General features: G+C 31.5%; 9 protein-coding genes and 1 tRNA gene. 6 read left to right on the top strand and 4 right to left on the bottom strand.

The window, feature by feature from the left end; all coding sequences use genetic code 11:
* Positions 1-4: 4 nt before the first annotated feature.
* Positions 5-3,148, top strand: coding sequence for a type I restriction endonuclease subunit R (locus tag ES045_RS00095; RefSeq protein WP_147110500.1), 3,144 nt, complete (start codon positions 5-7; stop codon positions 3,146-3,148).
* Positions 3,149-3,182: 34 nt separating this feature from the next.
* Positions 3,183-3,905 carry a hypothetical protein gene (locus ES045_RS00100; protein ID WP_147110503.1) on the top strand — a complete coding sequence of 241 codons (723 nt, stop codon included), beginning with the start codon at positions 3,183-3,185 and terminating at the stop codon, positions 3,903-3,905.
* A gap of 186 nt (positions 3,906-4,091) precedes the next feature.
* On the opposite strand, the gene ES045_RS00105 is transcribed toward ES045_RS00100, so the two are convergent.
* Positions 4,092-4,163, bottom strand: a tRNA-Gln gene (locus tag ES045_RS00105).
* Positions 4,164-4,335: 172 nt separating this feature from the next.
* On the opposite strand from ES045_RS00105, the gene ES045_RS00110 reads away from it, so the two are divergent.
* Together ES045_RS00110 and ES045_RS00115 are read left to right on the top strand one after the other, a co-directional pair.
* Complete coding sequence (locus ES045_RS00110; protein ID WP_147110506.1) at positions 4,336-7,443, top strand: DUF2723 domain-containing protein; 3,108 nt, start codon at positions 4,336-4,338, stop codon at positions 7,441-7,443.
* A gap of 6 nt (positions 7,444-7,449) precedes the next feature.
* The gene (locus ES045_RS00115) at positions 7,450-8,091 is read left to right on the top strand and encodes a polysaccharide deacetylase family protein (RefSeq protein ID WP_147110509.1); all 642 of its coding nucleotides are present in this window, start codon (positions 7,450-7,452) and stop codon (positions 8,089-8,091) included.
* An 81-nt stretch (positions 8,092-8,172) separates the two neighbouring features.
* On the opposite strand, the gene ES045_RS00120 is transcribed toward ES045_RS00115, so the two are convergent.
* From ES045_RS00120 to ES045_RS00130, 3 genes are all read right to left on the bottom strand, one after another.
* Positions 8,173-8,358, bottom strand: a complete 186-nt coding sequence (locus tag ES045_RS00120) for a hypothetical protein (RefSeq protein WP_147110512.1) — start codon at positions 8,356-8,358, stop codon at positions 8,173-8,175.
* 635 nt (positions 8,359-8,993) lie between these two features.
* A complete protein-coding gene (locus tag ES045_RS00125; RefSeq protein ID WP_147110515.1) occupies positions 8,994-9,287 on the bottom strand; it encodes a thioredoxin family protein in 294 nt (97 codons plus the stop codon).
* Positions 9,288-9,372: 85 nt separating this feature from the next.
* Positions 9,373-10,596: a metallophosphoesterase gene (locus tag ES045_RS00130; protein WP_147110518.1), complete on the bottom strand. Its 1,224-nt coding sequence runs from the start codon at positions 10,594-10,596 to the stop codon at positions 9,373-9,375.
* A gap of 157 nt (positions 10,597-10,753) precedes the next feature.
* Here ES045_RS00130 and polA point away from each other — a divergent pair, with 157 nt between their 5' ends.
* Both polA and ES045_RS00140 read left to right on the top strand, forming a co-directional pair.
* Positions 10,754-13,612 carry a DNA polymerase I gene (gene polA, locus ES045_RS00135; protein ID WP_147110522.1) on the top strand — a complete coding sequence of 953 codons (2,859 nt, stop codon included), beginning with the start codon at positions 10,754-10,756 and terminating at the stop codon, positions 13,610-13,612.
* Positions 13,613-13,622: 10 nt separating this feature from the next.
* Positions 13,623-14,000: a hypothetical protein gene (locus ES045_RS00140; RefSeq protein WP_147110525.1), complete on the top strand. Its 378-nt coding sequence runs from the start codon at positions 13,623-13,625 to the stop codon at positions 13,998-14,000.
* Positions 14,001-14,021 lie beyond the last annotated feature (21 nt).

Here is a 14,021-nt window from a genome sequence, read left to right on the forward strand (position 1 = left end):
TATTATGAGCAAATTTACAGAAGCACAATTAGAAAACGTTTTTATAGAGTTATTAGGTAAAGAAGGTATTCCTCATGTTTTAGGGAATACAATTGACCGCCAACAAAGTGATGTTCTTATAAAAGCAGATATTAAAAGTTATTTGCAAAATCAATATCAGGCAGATGATATAACAACGAATGAAATACAGAGTATTATCCGTAAGTTAGAAGTCTTTAGTGCTTCAGATTTGTATGAGTCTAACAAAGCTATTATGAAACTGGTTTGTAATGGGTTTCAATTAGAGCGTGAGGATCGTTCTAAAAAAGATTTATATATTCATTTAATAGATTATGCATCGTCAGATAATAATATTTATAAGATTGTAAATCAATTAGAGATTTATGGGTCTGAAAAACGGATTCCAGATGGTATTTTATATATAAATGGGTTGCCATTAGTTGTATTTGAATTTAAGACTGCTATTCAGGAAAATGTAACAATATGGAATGCTTACGATCAATTAACGAATAGATATAGACGTGACATTCCAGAACTATTTAAATACAATGCTTTTTGTATTATTAGTGATGGAGTAAATAGTAAAATGGGTTCATTTTTTGCAAATTATGAGTTTTATTATGCTTGGAGAAAAGTACTTGGTATAGATGAGGAGGTAGATGGTATTAATTCTATGTTTACCATGATACAAGGCTTGTTTAATAAAAACAGATTAAGACAAGTAATTCATCATTTTATATATTTTCCAGATACCAACAAGCACGATTTAAAAATCGTATGCAGGTATCCGCAATATTATGCAGCAATAAAATTATTAGAAAATATAAAACTACATCAAAAACCCGATGGAGACGGTAAAGGTGGTACATATTTTGGCGCAACAGGTTGTGGTAAAAGTTACACCATGTTGTTTTTATCAAGACTTTTAATGCGTAGTAAACATTTTAAAAGTCCAACGATAGTAATCATCACAGATAGAACAGATTTAGACGATCAATTATCCGCTCAATTTACCAATGCAAAAGATTTTATTGGAGATAGTACAGTTGTAAGTGTCGAAAGTAGAAAAGAGTTAAAGGAATTACTGCAAGGAAGAAAAAGTGGTGGTGTACTTTTAACAACCATCCATAAATTTACAGAGGATACAGAGTTGCTTACCAATAGAACAAATGTAATTTGTATTTCAGATGAAGCACACAGAAGTCAAATAAACTTAGATCAAAAAATAAAAGTTACAGAATATGGTGTAGAAAAAACCTATGGTTTTGCGAAGTATTTACACGATTCTTTGCCAAATGCAACCTATGTTGGTTTTACAGGAACACCAATAGATGCAACGCTAAATGTTTTTGGAGATATTATAGATTCTTATACAATGACTGAATCTGAAAAAGACGATATTACTGTAAGAATTGTATATGAAGGTAGAGCAGCTAAAGTCCTTTTAGAAAACAAGAAACTTTACGAAATAGAAGAATACTATCGTGTTTGTGCAGAAGAGGGTACAAACGATTATCAAATAGAAGAAAGTAAAAAAGCATCTGCCAATATGAATGCTATTATTGGTGATCCTGACAGAATTAAAGCAGTTGCAGCAGATTTTGTGAAGCATTATGAAACTCGAATAGAAGAAGGTGCAACCATAAAAGGAAAAGCACTTTTTGTGTGTAGTTCTAGACATATTGCTTTTAATTTATATCAAGAAATTATTGCTTTACGCCCACAATGGGCAGAAATTAAGGCTTTTGAAGCCGATTCTAAATTATCTGATAAAGAGAAAAAGGAGATAAAACCGATTGAGCGCATTAAAATGATCATGACCAGAGGTAAAGATGATCCTAAAGAAATGTATGATTTACTTGGGACAAAAGAACACCGTAAAGAATTAGACAGACAGTTTAAAAATGAAAAATCTAATTTTAAAATTGCGATTGTCGTTGATATGTGGTTAACAGGTTTTGATGTTCCATTTTTAGACACCATGTATATAGATAAACCGATTCAGCAGCATAATTTAATTCAAACTATTTCTCGAGTTAACCGTAAATATAAAACAAAGGAAAAAGGTTTAGTCGTCGATTATATTGGATTTAAAAAGCAAATGAACTTAGCTTTAAAACAATACTCTAAAGTAGATGGTCAGAATTTTGAAGATATTGAAACCTCAATAGTTGTTGTTAAAGACCAATTAGATTTATTAGATAAATTGTTCCACACGTTTGAAGCTACAGATTATTTTACTGGAGTTGGTTTAAAACAATTAGAGTGCTTAAATAAAGGTGCAGAATTTGTTCAACTTACAAAAAACATTGAAACACGTTTTATGAATATTGTAAAGCGTTTAAAAGCTGCCTATGATATTTGTTGTGGTGCAGATCAGTTTACAAGTGTTCAGAAAGACCATATTCACTTTTATTTAGCCATACGTTCAATAGTATTTAAGCTAACGAAAGGAAATGCGCCAGATACAGCACAAATGAATGCTAGAATTAGAGAGTTAATTAAGGAAGCGCTTAAAAGTGATGGTGTAGAAGAGATTTTTAAATTAGGTGAAGATACACAAGTTGAAATAGATATTTTTGATGAAGCATATTTAGCTAAAATTGAAAAAATAAAATTACCAAATACTAAAATAAAATTACTGCAACAATTGTTGTTAAAAGCAATTGATGAATTAAAGAAGACGAATAAAATAAAAGGAGTCGATTTTTCTCAAAAATTTAAAGGTATCGTTGATAAATATAATGATCGTAGTGAACAAGATATTTTAAATAGTAATGTTTTAGAAGATTTTACAGATGAAATAATTGGTTTGTACCATGAATTAAGAAAAGAGAAAGATTCTTTTTCTGAAATGGGAATTGATTTTGAAGAAAAAGCCTTCTATGATATTCTAAAAGCCATTGCACATAAATATGATTTTTCTTATCCTGATAATAAATTAATTTATCTAGCTAAAGAAGTTAAAAAAGTAGTGGATGATAAAGCAAAATATACAGACTGGAATCAAAGAGCTGATATTAAAGCAGAACTAAAAGTTGATCTAATTATTCTACTTGCTGAAAATGACTACCCTCCTATTACAAAAGATGAGGTTTTTAAAGAAATATTTGAGCAAGCAGAGAATTTTAAGAAGTACAATACATAGGTCTTAAATTTTTATGCCAAACAAACCTCACCCATTGGTTCAAAAAACAAAACTAGATCTCGAAAAGTTAGATGAAAATAACCAAGTTACTTGGGGTGAAAGGAAAAATTATACAGGTTCTCTTTTACCCATTTCAGTAGAACCTAAATTGAGATCTAGAGCATTTAGTTTTATGGATGGTTTAATAAATCTTATAGAAGCTAATGGTCATGGTTTTAAAATTGCATATAATCGTCTTCATATTGAAATGTATGGTCAATTAACTGAATTTAATTTAAGACAAAAATATTACAGACTTAGAGTAAAAGGAGACTATAGTTTTTCTCATAATACTTTTGTTAAAAGTGATGATCTAGAATTTCAAGTTGGTAGTTATGCTCGTAAAGGTTGGATAGATAAAAAAACTATAAAAATTGAAGATTATTTACCTAAAATCTATAGCCATATAGAAGAGAAGAGTAAAAAATGGGCGGAACATCGTAGACACCAAAAAATTGAAGAAAAAAAAAGAGAAGCACAAAGAAAGCTAGAAGAAGAGAAAGAAATGTTAATTGTAATTGAAAATGAAAAAACTGAAATTTTAATTCAGAATGCATCAAATTATAAAACGGCTCATGAAATACGTCTTTACCTTAAAGCTCTTGAGCAGAAGTTGAACCTTAGACACAAAATAGATGAAAGCCTCCGAGATTACATCCATTGGGCGTATAATAAAGCTAATGAAATAGATCCTTTGCTTGATGAAATTAAGGATTAAATTTCTATTTTAGAATTGAAAAATATTAAAAAAAAGTAAAAAATAAGAGAGACTGATTGAAAAAATAGAATTCAAATCGTTATCAGTACTTAAGAACAAACTATAAATTACCGACACAATTACCGACACAAAAAAACCAAATAAAATGCAAAAAGCTCATAATCAAACGATTATGAGCTTATAAAGTTGGCCTACAAGGACTCGAACCTTGAATGTCGGTACCAAAAACCGGTGTGTTACCAATTACACCATAGGCCAATACTGCTTAGCGGATGCAAATTTAGACTTTTTTTTAAAATCTGCAAACATTTTTAAATATATTTTTCATTTAACAAACATTTATGAGGATTTCTCTTAGCAATTAAGCGCTTAACAAGCAATTTATTCATAATTATTGTTAAATTCGCCATCACAATATTATGTAATCCTTATGACAAAAGCAAACTTTAAGAAATGGAACATCATTTTAGGATGGTTAACATTTGTAATTGCTCTAATAACTTATTCTTTAACTATAGAACCAACGGTTAGTGCTTGGGATGTTGGAGAATACATTGCAACTTCTGTAAAACTTGAAGTTGGGCATCCACCAGGTGCTCCCTTGTTTCAAATGCTAGGTGCATTTTTTGCAATGTTTACTTCAGATGTTTCCGAAATAGGAAAAATGGTGAACTTTATGTCTGCTTTAGCAAGCGCATTTACCATTTTATTTATGTTTTGGACAATTACCAACTTAGCTAAGAAATTGTCCTTAAAATCAAGTAAAACAACAGAAGGAAGCTACATCGCAATCTTAGGAAGTAGCATTGTTGGTTCTTTAGCATACACCTTTTCAGATAGTTTCTGGTTTAGTGCTGTAGAAGGTGAAGTATACGCAATGTCATCCTTTTTAATGGCCATCTTATTTTGGTTAGGTTTAAAATGGGAAAGTGAAATACACACTGCTAGAGGAAATAAATGGTTAATATTAATAAGTTTTGTGGTTGGTTTATCATTTGGCGTTCACATATTATCTTTATTGGTCATACCAGCAATTGTACTATTGTATTTCTTTAAGACGTATAAAAATATCAATTTAAAGACCACGGCAATTGCCACTGTGCTTTCTGTTATAGCATTAATGTTTGTCTTTAAATTTTTATTCCCTTTTACATTAAAGTTCTTTAGTGCATCAGAATTATTTTTTATCAATTCTATTGGAATGCCTTACAATTCTGGAAGTATTATTGCAGCCATAATTTTAATTGCCCTGTTCTTCTTCGGATTAAAATACACACGAAAAAACAATAAAATACACACAAACACCTTAATTTTATCCGTACTCTTTATTATGATTGGTTTTTCTTCTTGGATGATGTTACCAATTAGAGCCAATGCAAATACCACAATTAATGAAAACAACCCTTCTAGCGCACGAGAATTACTAGCGTATTATGAGCGTGAACAATATGGAGATGCCAATGTTTTTTATGATACCTATTATTCAAATTCTTTTGAAAGAGAGCAAGACGCTAAGCAGCCTTTTAAAGATGACAAACCTAAATATGAACAAATAAACGGCAAATATGTTATTGTAAATAAATACAAAAATGTAACGCCTAATTATTCTGATAAGCACAAGGGGTTCATACCAAGAATGGTAGCTCCTGGCTCAGAGAAAATGTATAAAGGCATTGCAGGTATTCCTGCAAATAGTAAAAGAAGACCCACTTTTGGTGAAAACTTAAAGTTTATGTTTAGCTACCAATTTGGCTACATGTATGGGCGTTATTTTATGTGGAATTTTACTGGAAGACAAAATGATGTTCAAGGAAGGTTAGATATTTTTAATGGAAATTGGATAAGCGGAATTGACTTTATTGATGAAGCTAGGTTGGGTTCTCAACAGCAACTTCCTGCACAGGTTTTAGAAAATAAAGGACGCAACAAATACTACTTTTTACCACTAATTTTAGGACTAATTGGTTTATTCTTCCAAATAAAATGGGACAAAAATAACTTCTTTACACTTTTCTTATTCTTTGCTTTTACTGGTTTTGCCATTATATTTTATACAAATCCGAAACCTTTTGAACCAAGAGAGCGTGATTATGCCGTTGTTGGTAGTTTCTATGTTTTTGCAATTTGGATTGGTTTTGGTGTTTTAGCATTGTATGAATATTTAAAAAACTTTGCCAATAAAAAAACCATTGCTATTGTAGTTTCTGTAGTTTCTTTACTAGCAGTGCCAACATTAATGGCTTCTCAAAACTGGGACGACCATGACCGTTCTAACAGATACACAACGCGTTTAAATGCCCAAGCATACTTAGAAAGTGCAGACGATAACGCCATTATGTTTACCATTGGAGATAATGATACATTCCCACTTTGGTACATGCAAGAAGTAGAAGGTATTAGAACCGATTTAAAGCTAATTAACACGAGTTTATTTGCGACAGATTGGTACATCGATCAGATGAAACGCGCCACTTATGACGCACCTCCTATTCCGTCGCAGTTAGAACATCACCAATATAAATACGGAAGTTTAGACATTGCATACCACATAGAACACCCGAGGTTTAAAGATTCTGTAATTGCAATTAAAGACTTTATGCGTTGGATTTCTTCAGATAGTGATGCCACATATTATATTGATGAAGAGAATAATATTAAAGAAAAATTCTATCCAACAAATAGAATCCGAATTCCAGTAAACAAAGAAAATGTTTTAAAAAATGGTGTTGTTGCTCAAAAGGATGCAGACAAAATTGTAGATTTTATAGACATTACTATTGATGATCGCGGGATTACTAAAAACCGTATTTTAATGCTAGATATTTTAGCAAACAACGACTGGAAACGCCCTATTTACTTTACAGGTGGTGCAAATGCAGATGAAGAATATATTTGGTTGAAAGATTATTTACAGCTAGATGGTTTGGCATTTAAATTAGTACCCATAAAAACACCTGCAAAATATATTGATGAAAGCGGTAGAAAGCGAGAAGTAAGCTTGTTCGATATTGGTAGAATCGATGCTGAAAAAATGTATGCAAACATTCAGAAATTAGAATGGAAAAACATAAACAGCGGTAAAATTTACTTAGATGAACAAACAAAAAGAAACGCTATTTCTTTAAGAAATAGTTTAATGCGACTTTCTGATGCTTTTGCAAAAGAAGGTGATACTTTAAAAGCCGTAGAAGTTTTAGATTTATCTTTAGACAAATTACCTATTGAAAAATTTGATCATTATAGTCTCTCTTTAGGATACCCAGAGATGTATTATAATTTAGGTGAAAATGAAAAAGCAGAACAAACGGCAAACACTTTAGCACGTCTAATTAGAGAAAAACTAATTTGGTTAAGTACTTTTGATAAAAACGATAGTGATCTTATTTTTGATGAAATTGACACTTCGCTCTATATGTTTAAAAACTTAATAGATCAAATTGAAAGAGGAAGTGAAGACAGAGAGTACGTTTCTAAAATTCAAACAGAATTTATGAATACAGTAAAGCTTTTTGGTCATTTAATGCCAGATGAAGAGTAAGCTTTTATGAAAACATATTTTACAAAAACGCCAAATAGTATTATGAGATTTTTCTCTAAATATGTTTGGCGTTTTTCTTTGGATACAAAAGAAATCTACCTCACTTTTGATGATGGACCAACACCAGAAATTACTGATTTTGTTTTAGACGCGTTAAAAAAATACAATGCAAAAGCTACTTTTTTTTGCATTGGAAAAAACATAGTAAATCATCCGGATATTTTTAACCGAATTATTATTGAAGGGCATGCTGTAGGAAATCATACGCAAAATCACTTAAAAGGCTGGAGCACTGAAAACGAAGTTTATCTAGAAAATGTTGAGGTATGCGAAAAAACAATTACGAGGTATGGCAATGCAACAATTCAACCAAAAATTTTTAGACCTCCTTATGGAAAGATAAAAAAATCTCAAGCGAAAGAAATTCTTAAGAAAGGCTATAAAATAATTATGTGGACTGTTTTATCTGCAGATTTTGATACTTCAATCTCTAAAGAGAAATGCTTGCAGAACGTTTTAAAAAACACTAAAAACGGGAGTATTATTGTTTTTCATGACAGTATAAAAGCAGCAGAAAAGGTAAGTTTTGTATTGCCTAAAGTTTTAAAAGAGTTTTCTAAACAGGGTTTTACTTTTAAAGCAATTTAAGGTACTCTTCTCTTAATAAAATAGTTATCGCGAGCAAAAACTTGGTGGTAAATTATACTTAATATTATCAACAAACAGGTTTTATTTTTTCCTTTTTATTTTCTTTTTATTATCAAACCGAAACTCATTTAGTTCTTTCAATTCATTCGCAATTTTCTGATTCCATTCAAAAACTTTTTGTTCGTTTGTACTACTTTCTGTTTCTTTGATTAGTTTCAGTCGAATTTCAGAAAATTCTGCCATTATATCATTACTTATAGCATTCATAATGTTAAAACCTTTCGATATTTTCCATTTTTTTATAAATAATCGCTGTCTAAATTTACGTGCCTGAATTTCGGCAAGTTCAAACTGAGTTTGTTGAAATTCAATTTGCTTTTTAATACTTTCTACTTTCGTTGCGTCTAACCAAGAAGCATTTCCTAGAAATAGGTTTTCAATTTTACTGTTCAGATTTTTTTTTTAAAAAATAAAATCCTTGTGCAGCACAGGAAATCATAAACGGACTATAAACAGTAGGATTATTTTCGTCACTAATTTTTATTTTAAAATCTTCAGCTGTAAGTTTTTCTTTAGCACTCTATCTTTTTTGACCCTTTTATAACTCTTGTCCGAAACTTAAATTAGAAAAAATTATGCTCAATATAATTCCCATCAATATTTTTGTCATTGCTCTTTTTATAAATTTATTTTCAATTAATAATAAGATTATTTCTTAGTAACTTCTAAGGAAAATGTCTTTGCACCAATTTAATGAAAACAAAAAATCACTTAACTTTTCGCAAGAACAAATAGTTAGCAAGCAATTCTAGCCCTGATTGAGCGGTTTGTTTGAGCTCTTTTTTATTCCTTTTTCAGGATAAAAAAAGCGAGTAGTGAAAGCAGGAAATAGCTTCTAAAAATTAGATATATTGTTGCAACAAACCAATTAAAGTATTGGCGTCTTGAGCACCTGTTTGGCGCCATTTCATTTCGCCATTTTTATAAATAATAAATGTAGGGCTTCCTTTTACACGCAGAGAATCTGCAAGAAATTCATTTTTATTTATGTCTATCTTTATTACTTTGGTCTTATCACCCAACGCTTTAGCTACACCTCTTAGTACTTCTAAGGTGTTTTCTGCACCTCCCAATTCTGAATAGAAGTCTATAAGAACTGGTTTTTGAATGCTAATTAATTCTCCGAATTTTGTCATATCATAAGTTTTTTAAGGGAAAAACGTATAGAACATTTAATAGTTAATTTACAAATATAAGAAACCTATAGGACTCTACTCATTATCAACCCTTTTTCAATTCTATAACCGTAATTTCTGGCCAAATACCTACGCGACCAGGAAAGGCATGGTACCCAAAACCTCTATTTACATTTATATACCTGCCAGCTTCTTCATACAAACCAGCCCATTGTTTGTACACATATTTAGACGGACTCCATTTTAACCAACCCGGAATTTCGATGCCCATTTGCAGACCGTGTGTATGACCGCTTAAAGTTAAATGATAATGAAGTGGATCTTGTTTTACTTTATATTCCCAATGACTTGGATCGTGGCTCATTAAGATTTTAAAATCTTCTTGTTTTATGCCTGAAGCCGCTCGCTGCAAATCTCCTGCCTGATTAAATCCTTTCCCCCAGTTTTCTACACCCACTAAGGCTATTTTTTGTCCGTCTTTTTCTAAATAACGGTGTTCATCTAATAATAAATCGAATCCTATTTTTTGATGAATGTCTTTTACTTTCTGAAAATTATCTATTTTGTCTTGCGGATTGTCCCAATCCATATAATCGCCATAATCATGATTTCCTAAAATGGAATATTTTCCTTCTTTTGCCGCTAACTTGTCGAAAACATCCATCCAATTGTCCATTTCATCTGCTTTATTATTTACAATATCTCCGGTAAACAACATAATGTCAGATTTTTGTTCGTTGATTAGATCGACGCCATATCTAATTTTTTCTTTGTTGGTAAAACTCCCAGAATGAATATCTGAAATTTGGGTAATTGTAAAACCATCGAATGCTTCTGGTAAATCTTTAAATGTTAATTGATATTTTAAAACCTTGTAATTGTATTTTCCTTGTACAATACCGTAGATAAAAGAAGCAAAAGGTATTGCTGCTAAACCCAAAGCTATTTGAGAAATAAACTTTCTTCTACCAACTAAAGATTTTGTTTCTCCGGATGAGATTGCGGAAATTAATTTTAGAATCCATCTGTAGCTATCTTCCCCAAAAAGAATTAAAATAATAACCAACTTAGGTATTGAAACCGTTAATAACAAACCCATTGCCATTTGAAATTGTGGTGTTTGACCGTTACTTCTATCGTACCCGAAAATGGTGATAAAAGAATATAAATAGACCCCAACACTAGTTGCTAAGAATAAAAAACGGACTAGCTTACTTTTTGAAATAGTTTTAAAGGCTTGAAACGTGTAAATTTCTACTGCAACAATTAAAACGGTTACTAAGATTAACGGGAGTACCCAACGTGGCATATATTCTATTTAAAAATTTTGACAAAGATAATGGTTATAATGTCGATGGAATTTTAATAGCATGTTAAAGTTTTGTAGCTTTACTGCTGCGTCTGTGGTGACAATATTTTCACTCATTTTCATAAGAATTATTATCCAAATAGGTTACAAAATAGATATGTCAGATCAAAAAAGAGTTTTTTTAGTGGATGCTTTTGCATTAATTTTTAGAGGTTATTATGCTTTTATAAAGAACCCAAGAATTAATAGTAAAGGTTTAGATACCTCTGCAATTATGGGTTTTATGAACTCTCTTTTAGATGTTATAAAAAGAGAAAGACCAGATCACTTAGCGGTTTGTTTTGACAAAGGCGGAAGTGTAGACAGAGTAGAAATGTTTGAAGCGTATAAAGCAAACAGAGATGAAACTCCGGAAGCTATAAAATTGGCAGTTCCTTACATTCAAGAGATTTTAAAAGCCATGCACATACCTATAATGGTAAAAGATGGTTTTGAGGCAGATGATGTTATTGGAACCCTTTCTAAACAAGCAGAAAAAGAAGGTTACAAAACCTATATGGTAACACCAGATAAGGATTTTGCGCAACTAGTTTCTGAAAACATTTTTATGTACAAACCTCGTTTTGGTGGTGGTTACGATATTTGGGGAGTACCAGAAGTACAAGAAAAATTTGGAGTAGAAACCCCAGAACAAGTCATCGATTTTTTAGGAATGATGGGAGATTCTGCAGATAATATTCCTGGTTTACCTGGTGTTGGAGAAAAAACGGCTAAAAAGTTTTTAGCTACTTATGGTTCTATGGAAAACTTATTAGCAAATACGCATGAGCTAAAAGGAAAAATGAAAGAAAAAATAGAAGCTGCCAAAGATTTAGGCATCCTTTCTAAGCAATTGGCAACCATTATGCTAGATGTTCCTGTTACTTTTCATGCGAAAGATTTTGAGTTAGATCAACCAGACATTCAAAAAGTAACCGAGCTTTTTAACGAGTTAGAGTTTCGAAATTTATTAACCAATTTCACGAAAACTTTTGCTGTTGAAAATGCAGAAAAAACAAATTCAGCAGAAAGTTCTTCAAACGTCACTTCGAGCGCGGTCGAGAAGTCAACAACTAAAAAGCCAGCACCGATTCCTGAAGGTCAGTTTGATTTATTTGCGGCTCCAGGAACCGGAAGTGTTTCTGAAGCCGAAGTAGCATCCGGATTTAAAACCATAAAAGATACGAGTCATTTTTACCAACATATCGATTCGCCTTTCTCAAGAAAATTATTACTTAGAAAATTAATGGAACAAACTTCGGTTTGTTTTGACACAGAAACAACAGGTTTAAAAGCCTTAGAAGTTGAACTAATAGGAATCGCTTTTTCTTATGAAGTTGGTAAAGGATATTATGTTTCTTTCCCAGAAGACCAAGAAGAAACAAAAACTATTTTAGAAGAATTTAGACCCTTTTTTGAATCTGAAATCGAAAAAATTGGTCATAATTTAAAGTATGATATTAAAGTTTTATCAAATTATGACATGCCTGTAAAAGGGAAACTATTTGATACGATGATTGCACATTATTTAATCAATCCAGACATGCGTCATAATATGGACATGTTAGCAGAAACCTATTTGAATTATCAACCGGTTTCTATTGTAGATTTAATTGGTAAAAAGGGGAAAAATCAGCTTTCTATGCGCGTTGTTCCAGTTGCAGATCAAACAGAATATGCCGTTGAAGATGCAGATATTACATTTCAATTGAAACAACTTTTTATGGGGGAACTAGAAACTGGAAATGTAACCAAACTTTTTAATGAAATCGAATTGCCTTTGGTTTCAGTTTTAACAGCCATGGAAATTGAAGGAATTAACATCAATACCGATTTCCTAAAAGAACTATCTGTTGCCTTAACGGATGACATCAACAGGCTTGAAAAAAATATTTACGAACAAGCAGGAGAAGAATTTAATATTGCTTCGCCAAAACAATTAGGTATTGTATTGTTCGATAAAATGGAATTGGTAAAGAAACCTAAAAAGACAAAAACGGGTCAGTATAAAACAGGAGAAGATATTTTATCTTTCTTAGCTAAAGACCATGAAATTATTAGAGATATTCAAGAATATCGTCAGTATAAAAAATTACAAAGTACGTATGTAGATGCCTTGCCAAATGAAGTGAATCCGAAAACAGGAAGAGTTCATACGGAATATATGCAAGCAGTTGCTGCAACCGGAAGGTTGAGTTCTAACAATCCGAATTTACAAAATATTCCTATTAGAACAGAACGTGGTAAAGAAGTAAGAAAGTCGTTTATTCCTAGAGATGAAAATTATGTGCTGTTAGCGGCAGATTATTCTCAAATAGAATTGCGAATTATTGCTGCTTTAAGTGAAGAAGAAAACATGATGGAAGCTTTTAGAAATGGTGAAGATATTCATGCTTCTACCGCTGCAAAAGTTTTTAATGTTCCTTTAGATGAAGTAACTCGTGAACAACGTAGTAATGCAAAGACGGTAAATTTCGGAATTGTATATGGAGTTTCTGCTTTCGGGTTGAGCAATCAAACCGATTTGTCTAGAAGTGAAGCAAAAGAATTGATTGATACCTATTATGAAACGTATCCGAAGCTAAAAGCATATATGTCTGCACAAGTAGATTTCGCAAGAGAACATGGCTATGTAGAAACGGTTTTAAACAGACGTAGGTATTTAAAAGACATCAATTCTAGAAATGCAATGGTAAGATCTGGAGCAGAAAGGAATGCTGTAAATGCACCCATACAAGGTTCTGCAGCAGATATTATAAAAATAGCAATGATTCATATTTACAATCGTTTTGAGAAAGAAGGTTTTAAATCGAAAATGTTATTGCAAGTGCATGATGAATTGGTTTTTGATGCACATAAAGACGAGTTAGAAATTATCAGACCCATTATAAAATACGAAATGGAAAACGCTTTTAAAATGAGCGTTCCTCTAGATGTTGAAGTTGGAATTGGAGAGAATTGGTTACAAGCACATTAGCATATATAAAATGGAATTAGATTATATTGAAAATATAAATGGTCACGAGCAAAATATTGTACGACTATATAACTTTAACAAAGCAGAAGCAATTTTGTTTAGAGATTTATTAGTAGAGACCATTATTCTTAAAAGAAAGAAGTTAGATTTAGCTGAAGTAGATTTTATAACGCCACGCAATTGCAATTTAATTTTTGGCTTATTTAAATCTGATGAAGGAATAATGACAAAAGACAATGAAACTTTTTTCTGTGTTTTAACCATAGAAGGTTTTACAAACATGGCAAGACTTTTAGAGCCTTTTTGTAAGAAGGAGTCTAAGGGTTATGAATATCTATATGATATCGACAACCCTACTGATTTGTTATTTTGTCCGACTGCTACTTAATAAAAAGTGCACTAAAAAATT

The organism is Polaribacter sp. IC073 (genome assembly GCF_007997075.1).
Taxonomy (GTDB): domain Bacteria; phylum Bacteroidota; class Bacteroidia; order Flavobacteriales; family Flavobacteriaceae; genus Polaribacter.